24 protein-coding genes and 1 pseudogene are annotated in these 25,551 nt (G+C 52.9%); 15 read left to right on the forward strand and 10 right to left on the reverse strand.

The window, feature by feature from the left end; all coding sequences use genetic code 11:
- The first annotated feature begins 135 nt into the window (after positions 1-135).
- The 4 genes from pheT (at position 136) to rny (ending at position 4,908) form a co-directional block, all read left to right on the forward strand.
- Positions 136-2,553, forward strand: a complete 2,418-nt coding sequence (gene pheT, locus B0B12_RS18030; RefSeq protein WP_076671809.1) for a phenylalanine--tRNA ligase subunit beta — start codon at positions 136-138, stop codon at positions 2,551-2,553.
- 2 nt (positions 2,554-2,555) lie between these two features.
- On the forward strand, positions 2,556-2,852 hold the full coding sequence (locus tag B0B12_RS18035; RefSeq protein WP_076671811.1) for a hypothetical protein: 297 nt from the start codon (positions 2,556-2,558) through the stop codon (positions 2,850-2,852).
- A gap of 90 nt (positions 2,853-2,942) precedes the next feature.
- Positions 2,943-3,227 (forward strand): cell division protein ZapA, encoded by a 285-nt coding sequence (locus B0B12_RS18040; protein WP_076671813.1) that lies wholly within the window; start codon positions 2,943-2,945, stop codon positions 3,225-3,227.
- 115 nt (positions 3,228-3,342) lie between these two features.
- Positions 3,343-4,908, forward strand: a complete 1,566-nt coding sequence (gene rny, locus B0B12_RS18045) for a ribonuclease Y (RefSeq protein WP_076671815.1) — start codon at positions 3,343-3,345, stop codon at positions 4,906-4,908.
- A 97-nt stretch (positions 4,909-5,005) separates the two neighbouring features.
- Here the strand turns inward: rny and B0B12_RS18050 are convergent, their stop codons facing one another.
- Positions 5,006-5,479 carry a Dps family protein gene (locus B0B12_RS18050; RefSeq protein ID WP_076671817.1) on the reverse strand — a complete coding sequence of 158 codons (474 nt, stop codon included), beginning with the start codon at positions 5,477-5,479 and terminating at the stop codon, positions 5,006-5,008.
- A 198-nt stretch (positions 5,480-5,677) separates the two neighbouring features.
- Between B0B12_RS18050 and B0B12_RS18055 the strand changes: the two genes are divergently transcribed.
- Positions 5,678-6,622 carry a hydrogen peroxide-inducible genes activator gene (locus B0B12_RS18055; protein ID WP_076671819.1) on the forward strand — a complete coding sequence of 315 codons (945 nt, stop codon included), beginning with the start codon at positions 5,678-5,680 and terminating at the stop codon, positions 6,620-6,622.
- Positions 6,623-7,441: 819 nt separating this feature from the next.
- Here B0B12_RS18055 and sucD read toward each other — a convergent pair.
- Positions 7,442-8,335: a succinate--CoA ligase subunit alpha gene (gene sucD, locus B0B12_RS18060; protein ID WP_076671821.1), complete on the reverse strand. Its 894-nt coding sequence runs from the start codon at positions 8,333-8,335 to the stop codon at positions 7,442-7,444.
- Between the two features lie 225 nt (positions 8,336-8,560).
- Between sucD and B0B12_RS18065 the strand changes: the two are divergent.
- Positions 8,561-9,544 (forward strand): annotated as a pseudogene (locus B0B12_RS18065) (PLP-dependent cysteine synthase family protein); the annotation flags it as partial.
- A 169-nt stretch (positions 9,545-9,713) separates the two neighbouring features.
- Positions 9,714-10,151 carry a response regulator gene (locus tag B0B12_RS18070; RefSeq protein WP_076671823.1) on the forward strand — a complete coding sequence of 146 codons (438 nt, stop codon included), beginning with the start codon at positions 9,714-9,716 and terminating at the stop codon, positions 10,149-10,151.
- Positions 10,152-10,331: 180 nt separating this feature from the next.
- On the opposite strand, the gene B0B12_RS18075 is transcribed toward B0B12_RS18070, so the two are convergent.
- Together B0B12_RS18075 and ade are read right to left on the reverse strand one after the other, a co-directional pair.
- Entirely contained in the window at positions 10,332-11,177 is an 846-nt protein-coding gene (locus tag B0B12_RS18075; protein ID WP_076671825.1) for a sulfite exporter TauE/SafE family protein, read from the reverse strand.
- Between the two features lie 50 nt (positions 11,178-11,227).
- A complete protein-coding gene (ade, locus tag B0B12_RS18080; RefSeq protein WP_076671827.1) occupies positions 11,228-12,862 on the reverse strand; it encodes an adenine deaminase in 1,635 nt (544 codons plus the stop codon).
- Positions 12,863-12,949: 87 nt separating this feature from the next.
- On the opposite strand from ade, the gene B0B12_RS20445 reads away from it, so the two are divergent.
- The 8 genes from B0B12_RS20445 (at position 12,950) to B0B12_RS18120 (ending at position 19,470) form a co-directional block, all read left to right on the forward strand.
- On the forward strand, positions 12,950-13,105 hold the full coding sequence (locus tag B0B12_RS20445) for a hypothetical protein (protein ID WP_170871909.1): 156 nt from the start codon (positions 12,950-12,952) through the stop codon (positions 13,103-13,105).
- 16 nt (positions 13,106-13,121) lie between these two features.
- Positions 13,122-13,823 carry a (d)CMP kinase gene (gene cmk, locus B0B12_RS18085; protein WP_076671829.1) on the forward strand — a complete coding sequence of 234 codons (702 nt, stop codon included), beginning with the start codon at positions 13,122-13,124 and terminating at the stop codon, positions 13,821-13,823.
- A 12-nt stretch (positions 13,824-13,835) separates the two neighbouring features.
- Positions 13,836-14,720 (forward strand): 4-hydroxy-3-methylbut-2-enyl diphosphate reductase, encoded by an 885-nt coding sequence (locus B0B12_RS18090; RefSeq protein WP_076671831.1) that lies wholly within the window; start codon positions 13,836-13,838, stop codon positions 14,718-14,720.
- Positions 14,721-14,806: 86 nt separating this feature from the next.
- Positions 14,807-15,349 carry a DUF502 domain-containing protein gene (locus B0B12_RS18095; protein WP_076671833.1) on the forward strand — a complete coding sequence of 181 codons (543 nt, stop codon included), beginning with the start codon at positions 14,807-14,809 and terminating at the stop codon, positions 15,347-15,349.
- A gap of 129 nt (positions 15,350-15,478) precedes the next feature.
- A complete protein-coding gene (locus B0B12_RS18100) occupies positions 15,479-16,303 on the forward strand; it encodes an alpha/beta fold hydrolase (RefSeq protein WP_076671835.1) in 825 nt (274 codons plus the stop codon).
- 830 nt (positions 16,304-17,133) lie between these two features.
- Entirely contained in the window at positions 17,134-17,619 is a 486-nt protein-coding gene (locus B0B12_RS18110) for an ATP-dependent zinc protease family protein (RefSeq protein WP_076671838.1), read from the forward strand.
- Between the two features lie 5 nt (positions 17,620-17,624).
- Positions 17,625-18,527 (forward strand): 30S ribosomal protein S6--L-glutamate ligase, encoded by a 903-nt coding sequence (gene rimK / locus B0B12_RS18115; RefSeq protein ID WP_076671840.1) that lies wholly within the window; start codon positions 17,625-17,627, stop codon positions 18,525-18,527.
- A 1-nt stretch (position 18,528) separates the two neighbouring features.
- The gene (locus B0B12_RS18120) at positions 18,529-19,470 is read left to right on the forward strand and encodes a succinylglutamate desuccinylase/aspartoacylase family protein (protein ID WP_076671842.1); all 942 of its coding nucleotides are present in this window, start codon (positions 18,529-18,531) and stop codon (positions 19,468-19,470) included.
- Positions 19,471-19,540: 70 nt separating this feature from the next.
- Here the strand turns inward: B0B12_RS18120 and B0B12_RS18125 are convergent, their stop codons facing one another.
- The 6 genes from B0B12_RS18125 to B0B12_RS18150 all read right to left on the reverse strand — a co-directional run bounded on the left by B0B12_RS18125 (position 19,541) and on the right by B0B12_RS18150 (position 25,444).
- Positions 19,541-20,041 carry a hypothetical protein gene (locus B0B12_RS18125; protein ID WP_076671844.1) on the reverse strand — a complete coding sequence of 167 codons (501 nt, stop codon included), beginning with the start codon at positions 20,039-20,041 and terminating at the stop codon, positions 19,541-19,543.
- A 113-nt stretch (positions 20,042-20,154) separates the two neighbouring features.
- Positions 20,155-20,934: an SAM-dependent methyltransferase gene (locus B0B12_RS18130; protein WP_076671846.1), complete on the reverse strand. Its 780-nt coding sequence runs from the start codon at positions 20,932-20,934 to the stop codon at positions 20,155-20,157.
- A 53-nt stretch (positions 20,935-20,987) separates the two neighbouring features.
- The gene (locus B0B12_RS18135; protein WP_076672154.1) at positions 20,988-21,653 is read right to left on the reverse strand and encodes an oxidoreductase; all 666 of its coding nucleotides are present in this window, start codon (positions 21,651-21,653) and stop codon (positions 20,988-20,990) included.
- 143 nt (positions 21,654-21,796) lie between these two features.
- Positions 21,797-22,648, reverse strand: coding sequence for a CvfB family protein (locus B0B12_RS18140; protein WP_076671848.1), 852 nt, complete (start codon positions 22,646-22,648; stop codon positions 21,797-21,799).
- Positions 22,649-22,876: 228 nt separating this feature from the next.
- Positions 22,877-23,491, reverse strand: a complete 615-nt coding sequence (locus B0B12_RS18145; RefSeq protein ID WP_076671850.1) for a Dps family protein — start codon at positions 23,489-23,491, stop codon at positions 22,877-22,879.
- 63 nt (positions 23,492-23,554) lie between these two features.
- Positions 23,555-25,444 (reverse strand): BamA/TamA family outer membrane protein, encoded by a 1,890-nt coding sequence (locus tag B0B12_RS18150; RefSeq protein ID WP_244554763.1) that lies wholly within the window; start codon positions 25,442-25,444, stop codon positions 23,555-23,557.
- Positions 25,445-25,551 lie beyond the last annotated feature (107 nt).

Below are 25,551 nucleotides of genomic sequence, written 5' to 3' on the forward strand. Positions count from 1 at the left end.
AGAGTGGTCAGTCTTTTGTCAGTTTAAAAAGTAATGCTACCTGATACGAGCTACGTGATACGATAAAAATAATCCTTAATTTTGGGAATTGGCTCCCATGAGCGGGGCTACACCTTACAGAATAACCGAAACAACATGCTGATTTCATTCGACTGGCTGAAACAACTCATCAATATTGATATTACCGCTGAAGAAACGGGTGCTTTGCTCACCAGCTCAGGCCTGGAAGTGGAGGCCATTCACAATTTCGACCAGGTAAAGGGCGGTCTGGAGGGTATCGTAATAGGCGAGGTGCTGACCTGTGAGCGCCATCCGGATGCTGACCGCCTGAGCATGACTACTGTTGATATTGGCACCGGCGAGCCCAGTCAGATCGTGTGCGGTGCGCCCAACGTGGCGGCCGGTCAGAAAGTGGTGGTGGCGACTGTGAACAGTACGCTTTACCCAACAGAAGGAGAGCCTTTCAAAATTAAGAAGTCGAAGATACGCGGCGCCGCTTCGGAGGGGATGATTTGCGCTGAGGATGAAATCGGAATTGGTAACTCGCATGCCGGCATCATGGTGCTCGACACCGACCTGCCCAATGGGACACCCGCCGCAGAGTATTTCGGTTTGGGATCTGACAAAGTATTCGAGATCGGCCTGACGCCAAACCGTGCCGATGCCGCCTCTCACCTGGGTGTGGCACGCGACCTGAAAGCCCTGCTGCGCGTGCCTTATACCTTGCCATCGGTTGAGAATTTCAAAGTAAATAATTCATCCCGCCCGGTTGAGGTGGAAATAGAGAATTTAGAGGCTTGCCCAAGATATGCCGGTGTAACGGTGAGCGGCGTAAAGGTGGGTCCTTCGCCGGAGTGGCTGCAGAAGCGCCTGCGTGCCATCGACCTGGCGCCGATCAACAACATTGTGGACGTGACCAATTACGTGCTGCACGAGCTGGGCCAACCCCTGCACGCCTTTGATGCCGACAAAATAAAAGGCAACAAGATCGTCGTGAAAACTGCCGAAGCCGGTAGCACTTTCGTGACGCTGGACGGTGTGGAGCGCAAACTCAAGGCCAACGACCTGATGATCTGCAACGTCGAAGAGCCGATGGCGATCGGAGGTGTGTTTGGTGGCAAAGAGTCAGGTGTGTCAGACGAAACGACGAGCATTTTCATCGAAAGTGCTTATTTCTCGCCAGATTTTATCCGCCGCACAGGTATGGCGCATGGCCTGAAGACGGATGCGTCGTTCCGTTTCGAGCGTGGCACGGACCCCAATATGGTGATCACCGCTTTGAAGCGCGCCGCCCTGTTGGTGCAGGAAGTAGCAGGCGGCGAAGTGAGCTCTGACATTGTAGACGTATACCCGCAGCCGATCCAAAACCTGGAACTGACGCTGGATATTGAACGTGCTCATACCTTAATTGGTCAGCACATCGGGGCTGAGCGCATGAAGGAGATCCTTACTGACCTGGGGATAGAAGTGACCGGCGAGACCAACACGCATCTACAGGTTTCGGTGCCGCCCTTCAAGGTAGACGTGACCCGCGAAGCAGACCTGGTGGAGGAGATCTTGCGCATCTATGGCTTCAACAACATTGAAGTGAGCGAACACATGGCTACGACCTACATGGCCAGCTTCCCGAAACCATACCCGGAAGACATCAACAAAACTATACTCGATTACATCTCGGCTAATGGCTTCCACGAGATCATCACCAACTCCATCACCAACTCCAACTACTACGCCGCCGGCGGAGACGAGGAGACGGCCGGGCTGGTGAAGGTGCTCAACTATAACAGCGAAGACCTCGACGTGCTGCGCAAGAGCATGGTGTTCTCCGGCCTGGAGGTGCTGCGCTACAACATCAACCGCCGCCAGCGCGACCTGAAGCTATACGAGCTGGGCAAGGTATACGAGCAGCTGGAGGAGGGCTACAAGGAGAGCCGCAAACTCGCCCTGTACATGGCAGGCAACACCACAGCCGAAAGCTGGAAGCAGCCTGCCCAGAAAATGGCTTTCCACGACCTGGCCGGACTGGTGCAGAACGTGCTGCAGAAACTCAACGCCGCCGACTACGAAGTGCAGGCACTAGAGCCAAGCCGCTACATGCGCCAGGGCATCGCCTATGTAAAGAACGGCACTGTGATTGCGCAGGTAGGTTTGCTGGACGCCGCCGTGACCAAAGCCATGGATGTGAAGGAGCAGGTATGGTACGCCGAACTCAACTGGGATTACCTCACCAAGAAATACAAAGACAAACTCGTAGCCGAGGAGCTGCCGAAATTCCCGGAAGTGCGCCGCGACCTGTCGCTGGTAGTTGACCGCGCTGTTACCTTCGAGCAGCTCAAGCAGGTGGCCCTGCGCACCGAGCGTAAACTATTGCAGGGTGTAAACGTGTTCGACGTGTACGAAGGCGACAAAATAGAGGCGGGCAAGAAAGCCTATGCTTTGAGCTTCACCTTGCTGGACCGCCAGCAAACTTTGACCGACAAAGTGATCGATGGCGTGATGACACGCCTGATGCAGCAATTTGAGAAACAGCTGGGAGCCATTATCCGCAAATAGTTATGCCAAAGGAAAAACAACTGCAACAGCTTCAGTCAATTGAGAGCAAGGTGCGCCAGCTCCTGAACCGGCACGCCGAGGCCCAACAGAAGCTTGTCGCCGCTCAGGAGGAAATTAAAATGCTGGAGTCGCGGCTGGAAGAGCGGGAACAGCAAATAAAAAATTTTCAAAATCAAGAGAATATTGTTAAGATTGTAGATGCGATAGCAGGAAACACTGCAAATTCGACGGAGTTAAAGCTGAAGTTAAACGAATATATAAGGGAAATTGATAAGTGTATCGCCTACTTGCGCGACTAGCGGGAGGCATTGAGCTGGAGCCGTACAAACGGCAGGCCATTGTCAGAAAGCATGGAAACGCAGTAGCCCTATACCTTAAGAACGCAACGGATGGGTGAATTAGCTATTAAGATTCGCATCGCAGAACGCGAGTATCCGATGCGGGTGAAGGAAGAAGAGGAGGAAAGGCTCCGGGTGGTGGGCAAACTTTTGAACGAGCGCCTGCGCTTTTTCAAAGACCAGTTTGGCATACAGGACAAGCAGGACTTGCTGGCCATGGTGGCATTTGAGACCATGGTAGACAAGCTGAAGCTGGAGGATGACAAAAACAACCACCTGGACAAAGTGGGCGCGCAACTGAGCGTGCTGGACGAGCTCTTATCAACAAACAAGTAACCAACCCGAGGCTGCTCCCTATGCGGCCTCTTTAACTACAGTGTGGTTTTAAAGCCACTTCACTGTCTTGCTGCAGGTACTGCTATTGTTTTTATAAACCATAAAAGCGTATAGTATGTCCGATATTTTAGTCATTTTAATCACCGCCATTGTCGCGCTCGGAGTTGGCGTGTACATTGGGCGCGTACTGCTGCAGAAGGTATACAAGCAGCAGGAAGAAGCCGCCCGCCAAAAGGCAAAATCCATCATCCGCGAAGCTGAGATCAATGCCGAGAGCATTAAGAAAGACCGCATGCTCGAGGCCAAGGAGAAGTTCCTGAAGCTGAAGTCTGAGTTCGAGGAAGAATCGAACAAGAAGAAGAACATCATCATCCAGAACGAGAACAAGGTAAAGCAGCGCGAACAGCACGTAGCCAAGCAACTGGAACAAACCAAGCGCCGCGAAACCGAACTCGACAAAGAGAAAGAAGCCCTCGACCACCAGTTGGAACTGCTTAAAAAACGCAAAGAAGACGTGGAGCAGCAGCACAGCGAAGTAGTAGCCCAGCTCGAGAAAATCGCCGGACTGACCGCCGCCGAAGCCCGCGAGCAGATGGTAGAGGCGCTCAAGAGCGAAGCCCAGTCGCACGCTTCTTCTTACGTGAAGGACATTGTGGCCCAGGCCAAACTCACCGCTACGAAAGAAGCCAAGAAAATTGTGGTGGAGACCATCCAGCGCACCGCCGCAGAGCACGCCATCGAGAACTGCGTGTCTGTCTTCAACATCGAAAGCGACGACATCAAAGGCAAGATCATCGGTCGTGAAGGCCGCAACATCCGCGCCCTCGAAGCTGCTACTGGTGTGGAGATCATCGTAGACGACACCCCAGAGGCGATAATCATTTCTGGTTTTGATCCGGTTCGCCGCGAGATTGCGCGTCTGTCGCTGCACCGCCTGGTGGCCGACGGTCGTATTCACCCGGCCCGTATTGAGGAAGTGGTGACCAAAACCCGCAAAAACATTGAAGAAGAGATCGTGGAGATCGGTGAGCGTACGGCCATCGACTTAGGTATACACGGTTTGCATCCGGAGCTGATCAAGATGGTGGGCCGCATGCGTTTCCGTTCGTCTTACGGACAAAACCTGCTGCAGCACTCCCGCGAAGTAGCCAACCTGTGCGCCACCATGGCGGCAGAGCTCGGCCTGAACGTGAAGCACGCCAAGCGCGCCGGTCTGTTGCACGACATCGGCAAAGTAACGCCGGACGAACCAGAACTGCCACACGCGATAATAGGTATGGAGCTGGCCAAGAAATACAAGGAGCATCCGGACATCTGTAACGCCATCGGTGCCCACCACGACGAAATCGAGATGACCGCGATGATTTCTCCGCTGATCCAGGCTTGCGACGCCATTTCCGGTTCAAGACCGGGCGCCCGCCGCGAGATCATGGAGTCGTACATCAAGCGTCTGAAAGACCTGGAGGCAGCTGCCGTATCATTTGACGGGGTAAACCAGTGCTACGCCATTCAGGCCGGCCGTGAGCTCCGCATCATGGTAGACGCCGACAACGTGAGCGACGAAAAGGCGGCACAGCTTTCTTTCGACATCTCTCAGAAGATCGAGAAAGAGATGCAGTACCCGGGCCAGATCAAGATCACGGTAATCCGCGAAATGCGCGCCATCAGCTACGCTAAATAAGGTATAGCTATACCTGATACATACAAAAAGTCGCCTGTTACCATTGTGTAGCAGGCGGCTTTTGCATTCAACTAAAACCAATCGTCACTCACTATTGTTAGCTCAGGAAGGCCTTCAGCATCCAGAGCGTCTTTTCATTTTCGTTGATGTCCTCACTTACCAAGGCTACCGTACCCTCGTCTTCACGCTCGGCTGCCAGCGCCAGGATGTCTCGCTCGAGGCTTACGATCACCGATAGGTTCTGGTGCGTGGCCTCTACTGTCTCGCGGTCGCCGCTCAGGTTCGATGCCTCCTGTATGCTGGAGACGCGCAGGTAGTCTGAGAAGGTATGCAGCGGCTTCTGCCCGATGGTCAGGATACGCTCTGCCAGCGCGTCAATGCGGGTGAGGGCGCTGTTGTAAAGCTCCTCGTACTTGGCATGCAGCTGGAAGAAGTGTATACCCTTGATGTTCCAATGGAAACCGCGGAGGTTCTGGTAATAAATATGGTAGTTGGCCAGCAGCTCGTTCAGCTTGTCGGCAATCTCTACAGAGTCTTGTTTTTCCAATCCGATATTCGTTAGCTTATTCATAGTCTCTTCAATGTTTTAGATTTATTGTTTGTATATACAAATATACTGTAAATTTGGTTATCAATCAAATCAATTATAGTTATGCTTATATAGGTATATTCTATAGCTTGGCAGGGCGATGCGCACAGAGGGCGGCGAAGCTGTTAAAGGCAGGGCTCCTGTTCTGCAGTGCCCTATTAGAACTATACGTTTAATATTATGACGCTGGTACAATTAGAATATTTATTGGCGGTGGATACACACCGTCACTTTGCCACGGCGGCGGAACATTGCTTTGTGACGCAACCCACCTTGAGCATGCAGCTGCAAAAGCTGGAAGAGGAGTTGGGGGTACAGGTATTTGACAGGAGCAGAGTGCCGGTGCGGCCGACCGAAGTAGGAAAGGAAGTGATTGCCCAAGCCCGCATCGTGGTGGCCGAGGCCAAAAAGATCAAAGAGATCGTGCAGAGCCAACGCCAGGAACTGAGCGGCGAGCTTCGCATCGGCATCATTCCGACCCTGGCACCCTACCTGATTCCGCTTTTTGTGACAAGCTTTATGGCGAAGTACCCGGATGTGCGCCTGGTGGTGCAGGAGTTGCTGACCGAGGAAATCGTGCAGAAACTAAACTACGAACTGCTGGACGTCGGCCTGCTGGTGACGCCCCTCGACGATAAATCGATTAAGGAACTGCCCTTGTTTTACGAGGCTTTCGTGGCATACATTAATCCGCAGCACCCGCTGGCCAGCAGCGAAACCATTGGCCCGGAGCAACTTGACCTCGACGAGCTTTGGGTGCTCAGCGAGGGACACTGCTTCCGGAGCCAGGTGCTCAACATCTGCAACAGGGGCGGAAGCGCTACCCCGACTGGCCTTTTCGACTACAAAAGCGGCTCCCTCGAGACCCTCAAACGCATCGTGGAAACACAGCGCGGACTCACACTATTGCCCGAACTGTCGGTGCTGGACATGCCCGAGGAGAAGCAGTCGCTTGTTCATACCTTCCGGGAGCCGCAGCCCCAGCGCGAGGTGAGCCTGGTCGTACACCGTAGCTACCTAAAAAAGCGCCTGATCGAAGCCTTGCAACAGGAGATTGTTGCTGCTATACCTGCGCACATTCGTAACCGGAAAAAGGAAAAGGTGGTGGGAGTGAGGGAAGTTTAGGAGTTTGGGAATTAGAAAGTTGAGGGGTTAGGGAAATTAGAAAAGGATGATATTGTAGGGACAGGTCACGACCTGTCCGAATCGTGCATTAGTTATTTTGTCTGAATCAGGATTTACAGGATTTTAAAGAGGGCCCCTACCCCTAGGATTGACAGGATTTTCATGCACGATTGACACACCCCTGCCCCTCCCGAGAGGGGAATCTGGTTGTTACTAATTCTCAGGTATACGTTCTGTAGCAGAGGTATACCTGTTAATTACTGTCATCCCCCTACCCCCTTCGAAGGGGGACTTTTCAGTAGCTGCTATACCTTAGGTATAAGCTTTGTGGCTTCTGTTTCCCAATTTTGGGTCCAACCACTCCTAACCCCTCCTTGTCTAAGGCGGGGAACTTGGAGATACCAATTCAGAGGTATAAGCATTGTCGCAAAACCACTAGCACGCATCGATAGACATCCTTGTCCCTTGTACTATGAAATAAATAGCTTTGGCCCGGTGCGCTTTTCGGCGCTCCACTGTTTGAGCGGTCAGCGAGTTTGGAGCGTCTTGATTTTTTTGCTTACTTTTTTCATCAAGGAAAAAAGTGAGTGCCCGCCGCACAGGCGAAGCCATAGAACTATTTCGCTTAAGGTATAGGAAGTCTTTAGCTACGCCAGGTATAGGTATAGGTATAGGTATAGGTATAGGTACAGCCGTTGGTTGAGGCATTCGGGGAAGCTCTGCACACCATGAGGTCGCCAGCTGAAAACAAAACAGGCTGCCTCTTCCGAAGCAGCCTGTTTCTATAATTATACCTGAAATCAGGTATAGCAATCCAAATTAAGCGTTGATCATGCCGGCTTTTGTCAGCACGTCTACCATCGTAGCGCCAATCTCAGCAGGAGAATCTACTACGTGGATGCCGTTCTCGCGCATGATCTTCATTTTAGCGGCAGCAGTATCGTCAGCGCCACCCACGATCGCACCGGCGTGGCCCATGCGGCGACCGGCTGGAGCAGTCTGTCCGGCGATGAAACCAACTACTGGCTTCTTGTTGCCAGTTTCGCTGATGTATTTCGCAGCCATCGCCTCGTAGTTGCCACCAATCTCACCAATCATCACGATCGCGTCTGTCTCAGGGTCTTCCATCAGCAGCTGTACCGCGTCTTTGGTTGGCGTACCAATGATCGGGTCACCACCGATGCCGATGGCAGTAGAGATACCCAGGCCAGCCTTCACGATCTGGTCAGCAGCTTCGTAGGTCAAGGTACCAGACTTCGACACGATGCCGATACGACCTGGCTTGAACACAAAACCTGGCATGATACCAACTTTCGCTTCGCCTGGCGTGATCACACCCGGGCAGTTCGGGCCGATAAGGGTCACGTCTTTGCCTTTCAGGTAGTTTTTGGCCACCACCATGTCTTTCACAGGAATGCCTTCCGTAATCGCCACAATCACTTTGATGCCCGCGTCAGCAGCTTCCATGATCGCGTCGGCAGCAAATGCCGGTGGCACGAAAATGATAGATACATCCGCACCCGTCTTTTTCACGGCGTCTTCTACCGTGTTGAAAACCGGCAGGTCGAGGTGGTTGTTGCCACCTTTGCCTGGTGTAACACCACCCACTACGTTGGTGCCGTACTCGATCATCTGAGAGGCGTGGAAGGAACCTTCGGAGCCTGTGAAGCCCTGTACGATCACTTTCGAATCTTTATTTACTAAAACACTCATGTGTATCTTATTAAGTTGATGAATGATGGTCTAAAAAAAGGTAGTGCAAAAATAGGCTTTTTTGCGGCGCTTCCAAAAAATAGTTAAAGCTAATATAGGCGCTAAATCAGCCCGGCGGAACGGGAACAGGTATACCTTCTGTTATACCGAAGGCATGGCGCTATGCCTGTTAAGTATAATTTTTATTACGTACCTTTGCACCCGTATCTCAAAAAAAGCACGCAGATGAACTACCTGAATCATATAACCGAGGCGATCGGTAACACCCCTTTAGTAAAGCTCAACAATGTAACCAAAGGCATCAAAGCAACGGTGCTGGCCAAAGTAGAATACATGAATCCGGGTAACTCGGTGAAGGACCGCATGGCGATCCGGATGATCGAAGACGCCGAGAAAGCGGGTATTCTGAAGCCGGGTGGAACGATTATAGAAGGCACTTCCGGTAACACCGGTATGGGCCTGGCGTTGGCCGCTATCGCCAAGGGCTACAAGTGCATCTTCACGCTGGCCGACAAGCAAAGCAAGGAGAAAATGGACATTCTGCGTGCCGTAGGCGCCGAAGTGGTGGTATGCCCGACCAATGTGGCGCCCGATCATCCGGATTCCTACTACTCGGTGGCCAAACGCCTGAACGAAGAAATTCCGAACTCTTTCTACCCGAACCAGTACGACAACCTGTCTAACTGGAGAGCGCACTACGAGAGCACCGGCCCGGAGATCTGGGAGCAGACGGCGGGTAAGGTGACGCACTTCGTGACAGGCGTGGGCACTGGCGGCACGGTAACGGGCATTTCGCGCTACCTGAAAGAGCAGAAACCAGAGCTCGTGACGGTAGGCATTGACACCTACGGCTCTGTGTTCAAGAAATATAAAGAAACCGGTATTTTCGACGAGAACGAAATCTACTCCTACGCCACAGAAGGTATAGGCGAGGACATCCTGCCCAAGAACGTGGACTTCGAAACAATCGACCTGTTTTTGAAGGTGACCGACAAGGACGGCGCCGTGATGACGCGCCGTTTGGCTAAGGAAGAAGGCCTGTTTGTTGGCTGGTCTTGCGGAACGGCTGTGCACGGAGCTTTGGAATACGCCCGCGAAAACAACTTAACTGAAAACGACGTCATCGTTGTGTTGCTGCCAGACCACGGCACCCGCTACCTGGGCAAAATCTACAACGACGACTGGATGCGCGCGCAGGGCTACATCGACTAGCCTGCCTGCCGCTAATTAAATTGGATGCCTGTAATTTGCTTGAGGCGTCTAACTTGTGTACCTTGGCTTTGTGGTAAACACCTAGGTTTAAAAGCATAATCATTAATTTCGGAAACGTTAGCTTGAAATATACGGCTTGCGTAAACAGGCCGGGGATAGTTTGGCTATGAAAAAGATATCAGGCGTTCTTCTTATTGACGACGACGACACGACAAATTTCCTGAACCAGCGTCTGCTTGAGCGGATGCAGGTGACAGACAACATACGCACGTTTGTGAACGGCAAACAGGCATTCGACTACTTGTACAATGTGAGCAATAACAACTACGAGCAGACAGATGGAAACTATTTTCAGCCAGAACTGATCTTCCTCGATATCAGCATGCCTGTGATGGATGGATTTGAGATGCTGGACCTGTACGAGCGACTCAATCCGGAGTTCCGCAAAAACATTGTGCTGGCCGTGCTGACAACTTCTACGCATCCGCAGGATACGGACGCTGCGCAGAAGTACTCGGCAGAATACCTGACCAAACCGCTAACGGCTGAGAAAGTACATAGCCTGATCAACAAGCACTTTAGCTCCGCAGACCAGGAAGCTTAAATCGCTTCAGGGTTAGTGGAAGAGCCGACGCGCTGCCTCAATATAGAGCCGCACGTCGGCTCTTCTTATTTTATCCGGTTGGGAAGTAAGAAATACCGCTTGTGCTTACCAATTGCATTGTCTCGCAAATGCTTGGAGTGGGATAAGAACAATCCCCCGGATTATTAAGCTGCGCTATACCTAGAACGAGAAACCAAAGTTTGATTTGATCAGCAGGTTGAGGATCACGCCCGCGCCGGCCAGCAGCAGCCCGACTCCGATCAGCGTTTCGAGGTCCTGCATTTTGCCCTGTCGTTTTTTGAGCATGTTACCGCCAATCGCCCCGATGGCAAAGGCTGCCATTAAAGGCAGGCTGCGGCTCCAGATTACGTTGCCGAGCAGGTAGTGGCTGATAAACCCGGTGAAGCTCGTAATCACCAAAATGAAAAGAGAGGTGGAAGTAGCGATCTGTGGCGGTATCCGGAACAGTTTGATCATCATAGGGGTCTGTAGAAAGCCGCCGCCTATACCGAATAGGCCCGCAATAATACCTGAAGCAAAACCAAAGACCGACACCAGCCCCCCGTTCAAGCGATAGGCAATGTGCTTTGCCCTGTTTTTCCGGATAAATGAGGTGGGGACCCGCCGGATGCGGTACATCATGCCGGAATGCCGCTGCATCTTTTCTTTCTTCTGGGGTTTCACCATAAAAAAGCCCACCGTTAGCACAAAGAGCGCAAAGATTACCTGCAGCTCTGAGACCGGCAGGAAAGCCACCAGAAAGGCCCCCAGCACCGTGCCGGCCACCGCCGGGAACTGAATAAGCGAGCCCACCAGGTAATCGATGCTGCGGTCGCGGAGGTTGAAAACGGAGGCGATGATAGAGGACGGCACCAAAGCCGACATGGTCGCACCGATGGCGATCTCGATGTTGTATCCGAAGAAGATGATCAGGATCGGCACCATGAACACGCCTCCCCCGAAACCGATAATGGTGCCAAACCCGCTTACGAGTGCACCCACAACAAAAATGATAAATTCCTCCATTTGCTAAGCCCCGCAGGGCCGTGGTCTTATACCTTTTTGTGCAAGGTACACTATTCAGCTACAGGTACGAATTTAAAGTCATCACCGTTAAACAATCCTTTGTCGCTGAGCTTGAGCGAAGGTATAACGAGTAGCGCCATGAACGAGAGCGTCATGAAAGGGGAGGCCAGTTTGCTGCCCATCTGCTTGCTCATGCGGTCGATGGCAGAATAAGCCTGGGCCACTTCGTAGCCGTGAGCCGCTGACATAATGCCCGCCACCGGCAAAGGCAGTAATTGCTCTTGCCCGCCATCTACAGCGGCCACACCGCCTTTTGCGCTGATGATCAGGTTCACGGCCCGGGCAATGCTTTCGTCGTCCACCCCCACCGCAATGATGTTGTGCGAGTCGTGGCCTACAGAGGAGGCAATGGCACCGCGCTGTATACCTACGTTTTTGATGAAGGCCACCGCCGGCTCGGCATTTGCATATCGGTTCACGACAGTGATCTTGAGTACATCCTGCGCCACATCCGATTGGATGAAGCCATTCTCTATTTTCGGCTCAGCCCATACCTGGTGCGTGATCAGCTGTCCGTCAAACGCCTCGATCACCCGAATCTTGCTGGCACTGTCTGCCGGGAGTCGGAATTGCTCCGGCGCTTTGGGTTCGGTGTTGAAATTATTGATCTCCTCACTCGGCGTGAAGGCGATTCTTGATTGACCCTTCTCAGCTACCAACTCTCCGTTGATGTAGGTCGCTTCGATGGCGAAGTTTTCCAAGTCATCCACCACGATAAAATCAGCCGGATCGCCTTCGCGAAGTAGGCCAACTTCTAGCTTGTAGTGCTCCACTGGGTTGAGGCAGGCGGCGCGTAGCACATGGAACAGGTCGTGGCCTTTGGCAAGGGCTCGTTTCACGAGCAGGTTCAGGTGGCCTTCCACCAGATTGTCGGGGTGCTTGTCGTCGGAGCAGAACATGATGCTCTCCGGGTGGGAGGCGAGCAAAGGTATAAGCGCCTCGAAATTCTTGGCGGCGCTGCCTTCCCGGATCAGGATTTTCATGCCCACGGCCAGCTTGTCGAGCGCCTCCTCGGCCGTGAAGCATTCGTGGTCGGTGGTGATGCCGGCGGAGGCATACAGGGCCGCCTGTTCGCCGCGCAGACCGGGGGCGTGCCCGTCCACGGCCTTGCCATATTTCTTGGCCAGTTCGATTTTCTCCATCACCACCGGGTCGCGGTGCAGCACGCCGGGCCAGTTCATCATCTCGGCCAGGTACTTGATCTCGTCGCGCTGAAACAGGGTCTCGATGTCGGTGGCCGTAATCTCGGCGCCCGCTGTCTCAAACGGGGTGGCTGGCACGCAGGAGGGGGCTCCGAAATAGAACTTGAAAGGCACCTTTTTCCCGTTTTCAATCATGTACTCCACGCCCGCTATACCTAGTACATTACCTATCTCGTGTGGGTCCGATACGGTGGCCACAGTACCATGCGGCACGGCCAGGCGGGCAAATTCGGAGGGCACGAGCATCGAGCTCTCCACGTGCACGTGGGCATCCACAAAGCCCGGCAAAATATAACTGGTGGAGGAGACGCGCTCACGAACTAATTTAGAAATGCGGCCGTTTGACACATGGACCGTTCCTTCAAAAATGGCTTGCTGGTGCAGGTCGATGATGCGTCCGCTGACGGTATAGGAGCTATGCATGGATAGGACTGTCTTGTTGATATAAAATGCCCGCTGATGCGGATTGAACCCGTAAATTACCTTATATTTGCGTTAAAATAAGTCGTTTTGAGAAAGATAATTTCATACATCGTACTGGCAGGATTTTTGGCAGCCGGCCCTTTGGCAAGCTGCACGACCAAAACCCCGCAACAGAAAAAGACGGCCTCCTACATGAAAAAAAGCAAGAAAGGCAACGTGCCCTGCCCTTGCGACTCGAACTAATTCCTGACAGCTTACCATGAAAAAAATTGTAATCGCCATAGACGGCTACTCCTCGTGCGGTAAAAGTACCACAGCTAAACTGGTGGCTGCCGAACTAGGCTACGCTTACATCGATACCGGTGCCATGTACCGGGCGGTTACGCTTTATTTTCTGGAACATCACGTGAGCCTTACCAACCCCAAGGAAGTGAAGGACGCGCTGGATAAGATTGATATCTCGTTTCATTACAACCCAAAGGCCAAACGAAACGAAGTATTCTTAAACGGGCTGAACGTGGAGGATGAGATCCGCAAAATGTACATCTCCAACCAGGTGAGCGAAGTGAGCGTGGTGAAGGAGGTGCGTCGCGCGATGGTGGCTCAGCAGCAGAAAATGGGCAGGAAGCGCGGTGTGGTGATGGACGGCCGCGATATCGGCACAGCTGTGTTTCCGGATGCCGAGGTGAAGATCTTCATGACCGCCGATGTGGACACCCGCGCCCGGCGCCGTCAGGATGAGTTGCTGGCCAAAAAACAGCTGATCAACCTCGACGAGATCAAGGCCAACTTGCAGAAGCGCGACCTGATCGACTCGACCAGAGCCGAGAGCCCGCTGCGCCGCGCCGACGACGCCTTTTTGCTGGATACCTCGCACATGACCATCGATGAGCAAGTAGAGTTTGTACTTAACAAGGTGACTTCCCGTATCTTCAACGGTGACTATGCCTTACAGGAATAGAGGAAAGAAGAAATGAACGTAACGATAGACAAGAATTCCGGTTACTGCTTCGGTGTGGAGTTCGCCATCCAGATGGCGGAGGACGAGATGGAGCATAGCGAAGAGCTCTACTGCCTGGGCGATATCGTGCACAACAGCATGGAAGTGCAGCGCCTGTACAAAAAGGGCTTGCGTATCATCGACCGGGAACAACTCAAAGAACTTCGCGACACCAAAGTGCTGATCAGGGCGCACGGTGAGCCACCGGAGACCTACAAGACGGCCTTAGAAAACAATATTGAATTGATCGATGCCTCCTGCCCGGTGGTGCTCAAGCTGCAGAACCGCGTGAAGCACGCTTTCGATTCAGATAAAACAAAGGGCGGCCAGATCGTGATCTACGGTCAGGTGGGCCACGCCGAGGTGATCGGGCTGGCAGGCCAGACGGGCGACGAAGCCATCATCATCACCACGGAGGAGGATTTGGATAAGATCGACTTCTCGCGTCCGGTTACGCTTTTCAGCCAGACCACCAAAAGCACCAAAGGCTTCTACCACATCAAGTCGCTGATCGAAGAGCGTATCAAGCAGGCCAACCAGGACAGTACCGCTTTCAACGCCAACGACAGCATTTGCCGTCAGGTGTCGAACCGCGAGCCGCAACTAGCCAAGTTCTCTACTGAGCATGATGTGATCATCTTTGTGAGCGGCAAGAAAAGCTCTAATGGCAAGGCCCTTTACAGCGTGTGCAAGCAGCACAACCCCAACAGCTACTTTGTGGAAAACGAGCAGGAGTTGGAGAAGGAGTGGTTTGCCAGTGCCCAGAGTGTAGGTATATGCGGTGCCACTTCTACGCCCATGTGGCTGATGCAGCAGGTGGCCGACGGCATCAAAAAATTTGACCTCGAAATAGTATAGTTAAAACCCTATACTACAAAATAGTGGCTTTTTAGCTAATTTAGGCTTTGCATTGGCAAAGCCTATTTTTTTATGTAACAACCCGCATGAGACGCATCTTACGCTATTTCTTAAACGGACTTCTGATCATTGCTCCCATCTCCATCACAGTGTGGATTGTGGTGGCCATTGTTGACTGGCTCAACTCGATGCTCGACCTGGGTATACCTGGCTTAGGCATTCTGATCATGTTCGTGTTGCTTACGCTGGTGGGCTTTATCAGCTCTTCCTTCTTTGTCAAACCCCTTCTGGTTATAACAGAGCGCCTCATCCACAAAACCCCGCTGATTGGGATTGTTTATTCGAGCATCAAAGACCTCTTTAATGCGTTCGTGGGCGATAACCAGAAATTCAACAAGCCGGTGATGGTGAAGATGTCGGAGGATTCGGATAACCTTAAGTTCGGTTTCGTGACGCAGGATGCCTTCAGCTCTGTGGATGTGGAAGACCGCGTAGCCGTGTACTTCCCGCACTCCTACAACTTTTCCGGAGAGCTCTTTGTGGTGCCCAAGCGCAACGTCATATACCTGGATCTGCCAAGCAGCGACGTAATGAAGTTCGTTGTGTCGGGAGGCGTGTCAAGACTGTAGGAGAGCAGCAGCTATACCTTGTAGCATCTGACTACGTGTTGGCAGCTGAACTAACTTTAAATTTCTGCCCCTTTCGTGTATCTTATTTGTATGCATGCCGAATAAGTAAGAGGGTTCAATCAAATCCAAATGCCTTACATCATACATAACGGTACAAAGCTGCACTACAGGGTGCTGGGGCAGGGCACACAGCCTTTGCTGGCCTTTCATGGCTACGGGCAGAGCAGTGCGTATTACCAGCCTATGGGCCAGGCCCTGGGTGGAGACTACACCATCTATGCCTTCGATCTTTTCTTCCATGGGCACAGCAGTCTGCACAAAGAGAACATGCCGCTCGACAAAGATTTCCTGCAGGAGCTGATCGGGCTGTTTCTTGAAAAGGAGAAGGTGGAACATTTTTCATTGATGGGCTTCAGCATGGGCGGTAAGTTTGCGCTCACGCTGGTAGAACGCTTCCCCGAACGCATCGATGAGTTGTTCCTGATTGCACCGGACGGCATCAAAACCAGCTTCTGGTACAACATTGCCACTTACCCGGGCTGGCTGCAGCAGCTCTTCAAACGCACCGTGCTCAAGCCGGAGCCCTTCTTCCGGTTGCTCAACGTGCTCAACCGGTATAACATGATCCACAAGAGTCTGATCCGCTTTGCCCGTTTCCAGATGGACAGCACCGAGAAGCGCCTGCGGGTATACCGCAGCTGGATCGGCTTCCGCGAACTCAATTTCGACATCCGCGAGATCGTGCGGCTCCTCAACCACAAGCAGGTACCGGTCACGATGTTCCTTGGCGAGTTCGACCAGATTATTTCTCCTAAACGAGTAAGTGTGTTTATTAAGGCATTGCAGAAAGGGGAGCTTGTTGTGCTCAAAGCCGGGCACTCGCACTTGTTGCAGGAAGTAGCGGAGTTGTTGCACCGGAAGCGGATGGGCGTCTCGCCTCCGGCAATGGATTGAGGTTTATACCTATACCTATACCTTTATCTGGCGTAGCCTGCGAGCGTTGGGGTTGTTTCATGGCGCGAACAGTATAGTGGGGTCTCGGGCCTAGTGTGAGGTATAGCTACTGTCTTGTTTCATAGCTTGCCTTGGCCAGGCGGGCTGCTGTTTCGCCTGTGCGGCGGGCACTTCCTTTTTGTCTTGACACAAAAAGGAAGCAAAAAAGTCAAGACCCTCCAAACTCGTTGACCGCTCGAACAGTGGAGTGTCAAAAAGCGCACCTGGCAATGTTACTTGTTGCATTGCAAGCGTGCAAGTTAGTCTTGTTATACCTGTCAGTGGACTTTGCGACAAAGCTTATACCTTGGAATGGCAATAGCAGAAAATTCCCCGCCTTAGACAAGGAGGGGACAGGGGAGGTTGGGCCCAATATAGCAAAACATGAACTACAGAGCCGATAACTCAAGAGTAATAGCTATAGAAAATCCACCTTGGGGGTAGGGGCCCTCGATAAAGAAGGGGGTAGGGGGATGTTAATTGTTCACAAACTCTCCTCCTGTTTTTAGGAGAGGATAGGGGATTCCCCTCTTGAGAGGGTCAGGGGTGTGTAAATCATTCATGAAAATCCTGTAAATCCTTGGGGTAGGGGCCCTATATACAGATTCAGACAAGCTATACCTGCGTAACTTACCAGACACTCGCCAGTCCGGGAGACGCGGCGAGTCTTATAGATTAACTTACAGCTTTATTAAATCTGCCAATCCGCACGGGCGTCGCTCACTTTTAAATCCTGAAAATCATTTCCCCAATGCTTTATACCTAAAGCAGAATGCTTAAATTGGCCTTTGATGAAAGAGGAGAAACTAAAAAAGCCCAAAGCAGAGAAAAAGATCATCGGCCGGCGCGAGATGGTGGCCTTTCCGGAGCTTGATATCGATGAGATCGAGGCCAAGATTGATACCGGTGCCTATACCTCCGCCATTCACTGCTCGGATATTCATGAGGAAACCCTCGCCGACGGAACTAAAGTCATTTCGCTGGACTTATTAGACCCATCGCACCCGCAGTACAATCACAAAAAACTGACTTTTGCCGACTATAGTTTGCGCGATATACGTAACTCGTTTGGCGATGTGCAGGAGCGCTATGTCATCAAAACACGTATCAAGGTGTTCGACGAACTGATCGAGGCAGAGTTCTCGCTCTCGGACCGCAGCGACATGAAATACCCGGTGCTGATCGGACGAAAATTGCTCAAAGGCCGGTTTATTGTCGACGTTTCCCGTAAAAACGTCTCCCTCAAATACAACAACAAACAAAAGAAGAATAAATAGTCTGTATGAAAATAGCGATCCTCTCTCGCAACCCCAAGTTATACTCTACCCGCCGCCTGGTGGAAGCGGCACAGCAACGCGGCCACGAAGCCGTGGTGCTCGACCACCTGCGTTGCGACCTTGTCATTGAGCAGGGCGACCCGCACATCCTCTACAAAGGAGAGCGACTCACCGACATCGACGCTGTCATTCCGCGCATTGGGGCCTCGGTTACCTTCTACGGCACGGCCGTGGTGCGCCAGTTCGAGATGATGAAAGTAAAGAGCGCTGTGGACTCCCAAAGCATCGTGCGCTCCCGCGACAAACTGCGCAGCAGTCAGATTCTCTCCCGAGCTGGACTAGGCATGCCCAAGACTGCTTTTACCAACTACTCAAAGGAGACCTCCATGCTGGTGAAGGAAGTGGGCGGTGCGCCACTGGTGATCAAGCTGCTCGAAGGAACGCAGGGACTGGGCGTGGTGCTGGCCGAAACCAAGAAAGCGGCTGAATCGGTGATTGAGGCGTTTCATAACCTGAAGGCGCGTATCATTGTGCAGGAATTTATAGCAGAGGCGGCAGGCGCCGACATCCGTGCCTTTGTGGTGAACGGCGAAGTGGTAGGTGCCATGAAGCGACAGGGCAAGGAGGGCGAGTTCCGCTCCAACCTGCACCGTGGCGGCAATGCCAGCCTCATCAAACTGAGCCGCCAGGAGAAGGCAGCCGCTTTGCTGGCTGCCAAGTCGTTGGGTTTAGGTATAGCCGGCGTGGACATGCTGCAGTCCAAGCGCGGACCACTTATCCTGGAGGTGAACTCTTCGCCAGGTTTGCAAGGTATAGAGAAGGCGACGAACAAAGACATCGCCGCGAAAATAATAGAGTACGTGGAAGGCCTGGTGCAGAAAAAGGCCGCCAAGAGAGTGAAAGAATAGCATGCCCGAAACCATTAAGATCAACGGTGTCAGCATAGACCGTGGAGAAAAGGTGCTCACCCGCCTCGTTATCTCCAAACTACCCAGCGGTACCGTCATCGACATTCCTGTTTATGTGTTCCGCTCGGTGCACGACGGCCCGGTGCTTTTGCTCATGGCCGGCATGCACGGCGACGAAGTGAACGGCACAGAGATCATCCGCCGCATGATCACCAAAAAGATGCTGTACCCACTGAAGGGGACCATCATTGCGGTACCTATCCTGAACATCTACGGCTTCCTGAACTTTTCGCGCGACGTGCCCGATGGCAAGGACGTAAACCGGAGCTTTCCGGGCAACAAGGAAGGTTCGCTGGCCAGCCGCGTGGCGCACCGCTTTATGAAAGAGGTGATGCCCTACATCGACTACGGCGTGGACTTCCATACAGGCGGTTCGAGCCGGGGCAACTACCCGCAGATACGTTGTGTGCTGGCCGAGCCGAAGAACCAGGAACTGGCCGATGCCTTTGCCGCACCGTTCACGATGAACGCCTCTTACCGCCAGGGTTCGTTGCGCAAGGAGGCTGCCAAACTCGGCAAGCACATCCTGGTGTACGAAACAGGGGAGTCGCTGCGCTTCGACGAGCGCGGCATCAAACTAGGAATAGAAGGCACCTGTCGCCTGATGCACCACTTAGGTATGGCGGCCAGTGCGCCTGTTGCTTCTGAGCCAACTACTATCTGCATGAAGGATATCTGGGTACGCGCTAAAAACGCGGGCCTGTTCCGCAGCTTGGTGCAGGAGGGAGGCTACGTGAAAAAAGGCCAGGTAGTAGGCACTATCACCGACCCCTATGGCGAAATGGAAGTGCGCCTGAATGCCCCGGCCGCTGGCTATGTGGTAGGCCTCAACAACATGCCCGTGGTAAACCAAGGCGATGCCCTGATGCACATCGCCTTTTAAGGTAAGGTATAGCAAAGAAAAAGCCCGCTACTGAATGGTAGCGGGCTTTTTCTTGTTGCGTTTTCAGCTCTTAGAATACGTAGCGCACGTGCAGGGCAGAATCCCAGAAGCCGCGGCCGTGTGGTATGTTGATGTAAGGCTTGATGTCAGCACCGATCGTGAACGGAATGTCGCGGATGTAGTACTCCAGACCCAGCACACCGTCAATACCGAAACCTACGATGTTGTCATCATAGTAACGGTCGCGTCTGTGCTTGTCGTAATAGTAGTAGTAGCGACCTTCGTAGAAACCGATGTGGCCACCCAGGCCATAGTACCACTGCAGGCCTTTAGCGTTGAAAGCAGGCGCGTGTTTCTCGTAAAGCACGGTTACAACGGCACCTCTGTGGCGGAAGCCTGTGCTCAGGATACCCTCAATAGCGGCATCGCTTTTAATAAAATGCTTGATTGTAAGGCCGGAAGCTACACCGCCTCTAAATCCTATACCTGTTTTGTACTCTTGTGCATTGGCACCAGAAGCAAGCGTCATTACCAAAGCTAGGGTAAAACCGACGCGGAGAATTGTTTTCATTGTTCTATTGAAAAAGTTATATCCAGCTTGCCAGACAGGTACGTCCAGCTGGCAGGCTGCAAAAATAGAACTTCTTCCGATTGAAAAAAAAATATCTGCTTTTTTCGCAAACTTTAACTCGACTGCTTGTACGACTGCAGGTAGGCCGTCTTGGAAGTACGCCGCCCGATCAACTTGAAAAACGTGATAAATTTCTCTTTATCGAGCTCCAGCGCTCTGGCAAAGGCATCTTCCTCCTCTGAGTTCTGGTAATCTTTTACATACTGCTCGCGCACCAGTCCGGCCTCCGTTAACTCAGCAGCCGCTTCTATCTCGACAAGTCCTGTTTTCTCCCAAAGTCTTCGCCACCAGTCGATGGTATGAATAAAGTACCAATAGTTCTGATAATCCTCTTGCAGAAACTCAGGTACCTGTTGGTGATTTTCGATCTCCTGTGTGAAACACACGTCCACGATGGCAATGTGCCCCTCTGGTTTGATGAAGCGGGCAATATAAGGGAGGTATTTCTCGTCAGTGCCGAAATAGGTATAGGAGTCGACCACGATCACGGCATCAAAATACTCTTCGGGGAAGGGGAGGGAGCGGGCTTCCATCTCGAGCGGAAACACCTTGTCTTCGCAGCCCTCGCTTAGGACACGCTCGTAATTGTCGCTGGCCGACACGGCCTCGTCCACCGCCCAAACGGTGACCCCGAACTCTTTGGCCAGAAAAATGGAGCTGATGGCTTTGCCGCATCCCAGGTCGAGTACGCGCATGCCGGGTTTCAGGTCCAGGGACTTGGTGAGGCTTTCGAGGTTGAAGAGCACATTCTCGCCCATGGAGTGCTTGCGCACCCACTTCGGGTCGTATTGAGAGGCTTTGGGGAAGGCGCGGCGCAGGCTTTTATTCGGCATAGGTATAGCAGGTATAGAGTGCCTTGCAACTTACGCGTCAGGTATAGGGAGGGTTAGTGGCCCAACCGCTCTATTTCATCAGACAGGTATACCTTATCGGTTTTCAGGTCCTGCGCTGCCACCCGCAGCATGGCGCTGGCCACGGTTTCAGCCTGAATGGGCCGGTACTTGCGCAGCGGTCCGAACATGATTTTGGAAAGCGGTTTCATTACTCTGGCGCCGATCTCCTCTCCGGTGCGGTGCTCGTCGCGCTCACCCAGCAAAAGCGATGGCCTGAAAATATGCAGCGACTGAAAACCCAATGCCCGCACGTCTCGCTCCATCTCGCCCTTCACGCGGTTGTAGAACATGCGCGACTTGGCATCAGCCCCCATCGACGAGACCACCAAAAACTGCGAGGCATTGCGGCGCAGCGTGATCTCGGCCAGCTGCGTGACGTAGGTATGGTCTACTTTGTAGAAAGCCTCTTTGGTGCCCGCCTTTTTGATAGTGGTGCCCAGGCAACAGAACACATCGTCAGCAGCCAGTTCGGAGGCGCTTTTTTTGAGGTTGTCGAAGTCGACGATCTGCTGGTCGAGCTTGGGATGGATGATGGCGAGCTCGCGGCGGCCCACGGAAATCACCTGGCTGTAGCGGTCGCTCTGCAGGAGCATTCGCAGCAAGTGACTGCCTACCAGGCCGCTGGCGCCGGCAATCAGTGCGGTTCGGGTTCGGTGCATGGAGGTTTGCGTTTCGCTCAATTACGTGAATGCCCGCCACATAGGTTAACAAATGCGTTGCTTTCCTGCAAATAATCCTGTTGCAGCCGTTTATATTTTGAAATTGGCCTGTCTTGCAGCGCTACAGTACAATCTACAGCAGCCTATTCGTCGCTCTTCAACCGGATGTGGTCCGTGTCGATCTCGATCTTGCCTTCTTTGTACAAACCACCGATCGCCTTCTTGAACACTTTTTTGCTCATGCCCAGCATACGGTATACCTCGTCGGGGCTGCTTTTGTCAGAGAGAGGTAAATAGCCTTTAGCAGCCTCCAATACCTCCATTACTTTGTCTGCCGCCTCGTTGGATTCGCTCAGGCCTGTGGTGCCCGGCTTGCGGAGCGTCACGTCAATCTTGGCATCCGGGCGGATGGTTTTGATGTAGCCTTTTAGTTTGTCGCCCATGCCCAAGTCCCGGAACACCTCGTTTTTGTAGAGCATGCCCATGTAGCGGTTGTTGATGATCACTTTGATGCCGATCTCCGAGAAGCCGGCTACCAACAGGTCCACTTCCTGGTTTTCGGTCATTTCCCGGTGTGCCTCGTCGTTGTGCAGGTACTTGCCCAGTTTGGTCGTGCCCACAATGCGGTCAGAAGTCTCGTCGAGGTATACGTAGACACAATACTTGCGTCCGGGGCGCATTTTGTCTTTCTGGTTGTGCAGTGGTATGAGCAGGTCTTTCTCCAGACCCCAGTCCAGGAAGGCGCCGAAATCGGTGCTGTCTTTGCACATCAGGCAGGCGAACTCGCGCACGGTGGCGTAAGGAGTCAGGTTGGTGGCAATCACACGGTCTTCGGAGTCGCGGTACACAAACACGCGCACCTTGTCGCCGACCTTGGCCCCCTCCGGAATGTATTTGCGGGGCAACAGAATGTCGCCGTCCTCAGAGGTCAGGTATACGCCGAAGTCCACTTCTCGCGCTATCTCCAGTTCGTTGTAATTGCCAAGGTCTACCATGGTATTGTTGTGCTAAGTATAGAATGCTGCAAATATAGTGAAACCATTTCAGGTATAGCCCTCCGGTTCCAGTCATTCCCCTTATACCTGTCAGGTATAGCAAAAGGATACAAAATGAATTTAGCAGGTATAGGTATAGCTTTGGATGTAACAATACAGGCAGCCTTGTAGGGCTGCCTGTATGATAAGGTATAGCTGAAGAATTCTTTCAGGTATAGCGGATTGAGTTTAGGCTTTTGCCTTTTTGGTGGTTCTGGCTTTGCCGTTCTGCCCTTTGGCTGGCTGATCATCCTCCTCCATAATATCATCCGGGCTCGCGATCAGGCCGATGGACAGGCCGTCTTCACCCAGGAAGTGCTCGATGTGGTGGCAGCGGTCCTCGGTCTTGAGCAGGATGCCCTCCAGCAGGGCCTTGGTCGCGAAGTCCTCCAATTCAAAGGCTTTCTTGATCGACTTGCGCAGCTCCACGGCAATCGTCTTTTCGTCCTCCATGTCTTTTTTGAGCATCTCGCGGATGCGGAACACGCCCTCTTCCTCATGCTGGATGTAGGAGATTTCCAGCTGTTTGGCCGGGTGACAGGTAGGGCAGTAGCCCATCACGGTGAGGCGCTCGGCGATGGCGTCGTACTGTTCGTGGATCTGGGTATAGTGCTCCTCGAAGAACAAGTGCAGGTCGCGGAACTGCGGTCCTTCCACCATCCAGTGGTGCTTGTGGTATTGGTTATAGAGCGTGATGAAAGATGATAGGTGGCGGTCCAGCTCGTTGGCCATCGCCGTTGCCGTGGTTTTCGACAGCCCAACCGGGTTGCCTTCATATTCTGATTTTTCTCTAAGCTTTTCCATGTTCAGGGTTTATAGTAATATGCTTTCTTTTTACCCCGATCAGCTTAAAAGGATACAGGAATTTTACCTGAATTCAGGTATGCCGGGCTGCTTAAAGCGGAAGTCCTCGAATTCGAAGTACGAGCGCGACGACTCATAAATGCGGAGGTTGTTGAAGTTCTCGTTTGCCGGAATTTTCGGGTAATAGCCCACCAGAATCTGTATCGTGCTGAAAGACAGGTACTCGTTGCGGAAACGTATACCTACCCCAAAGCCCGGGTAGGGTGTGCTCTTAAAAGGAGACGTCTTGTTGCCGTACGAGAGCCAGGCCACATCCGCAAAGGCAAGCGTGGCCAGCCGGAAGCCGAATAGCGAGAAGGGAGTGTAAAGGTTGGCTTCGTAGTTGATGACCACGCGGCGGTTACCGCGCAGCAGACCGGATCGAAAACCGCGCAGGCCTTCTTCGTTGTTAATCGAGAGCAGCTCCTCCGGGTTACGGTTAACACCAATGGTGCCACGACCCAGAATAAAGTGGCGCAGCTTCCAGTTGCCGTTTTCATACAGCCGCGTAAAGTACAGCGACTCCAGCTCCAGCAAACCCTGCTCCCAAGTGCCACCCCTGATAAAGGAGCCATACCCGGCCCTGCCATACAGGTAGCCAAATTCTTTGTTGTAGCGGGCAAAGGAGAGGTCGAGGCCGAAATAGCGGCGGTAGAAAAGGTCACCGCGTTCATAGCCGTACGAGATCGAAGCCAGCGTGCCGGCGGGTACGTCCTCCGTTCGCCCGAAGCCATAGAGGTAGCGGTCTTTGTAGTAGCGGCGCACGCTGTAGCCCACACTGGCAATGCCCAGAATGTTGTCCTGAAAGTTTTCGGTGGGCTTGGTGTAGAAGTTCGTGTTGATCACCCGCAGCGCCGTGATCAGTCGGCCGCGCGGCTCAAAGCCCAGGTTGTAGCTCTTGAACTTAAAGGAGCGCCCCAGCCAGAAATCCTGCCTGTTGTAGCCAACATCTGCAAATCGCTGGATGGTGTCCTCGGGCACAGGCGGGAGCAGTAGCCGCTCGTCAATTTTACTGGCCCCGATGGCCCCGGCGTAACGCGTGTTGGTGGCAAAGAAGTCGCGACGCAAAAAGGCGCTGCGCTCTTTGTAATAATTCTGATCGAAGTAATTGATGTCGGCCGTGATGTAGGTGTTGCCGATGTTCTCCACGGTATAGCCGGCGGTGGTCTCCCAGGAGCGGGGCGCGTTCATGTTGAAGCGGTATGAGCCCCGGATCTGGTGGCCGAGCCCGAGGAAATTGAGCTCCCGCAAGGCCACCCGGCCCGCGCCCGACGAAGGGGTATAAGAACCGGACCCACCCAGGCTGAAGATGTCTTTGGTGATCACCAGCACATCCACGCTGTCTTCGGTGGTGGTGCGCTCGTCCACAATGATACGGGCATCCAGCAAATACTCCGTCTGGCGCAGCAAACGCTCCGACTCAACCAGTGCCAGCGGTTCCAGCGGCTCCATTCGCTCAAACAGCAGTTTGTTGCGCACCAGGTGCCGGCGGGTTTTCACGTGCAGCGAGTTGCCGGCCTTCTCCAGGAAGCTGCGCGGCACGCGGGTGGTGTCGTTTATGGAATAGCCCAGCGCATCCAGCGTCATGATGCGGATGTTGCGCACCACTTTGTAGTTGTGCCGTTCGTACTCGCGCTGAATCAATTCCGCGTCCAGTCCCAGCACTTCCTCATCCCGCCTGTCAAACACCAGAATCGCCTTCAGCAACTTTCCCATAATGGTTTTGCGCTCCGAGATCTCGCGTAAGTTGTTCATCACGCGTTCGTCAAACTTTTGCTTAATGGTATCGACCGGGACAGCCAGACTGTCACGTCGGGGAGGGAGTTCCTGAGCCTGCACATTGCCTGCCCATAACCATGCCACCATCAGGCAGGCTATTATGCAGCAGAGAATGGGCGAACGTGGGAATGCCATGGGTATAGGGGCGCTTAGGGTGTTATACGTACGTGGACAATACAACCTCCGAATATAGTGTTTTCGGGTTTATGTGGAAAATTTGAGCCCCAAATCCTGAAAATGGC

The sequence above is a fragment of the Pontibacter indicus genome, from assembly GCF_900156345.1.
In the GTDB taxonomy this organism is placed as follows: Bacteria; Bacteroidota; Bacteroidia; order Cytophagales; family Hymenobacteraceae; genus Pontibacter; species Pontibacter indicus.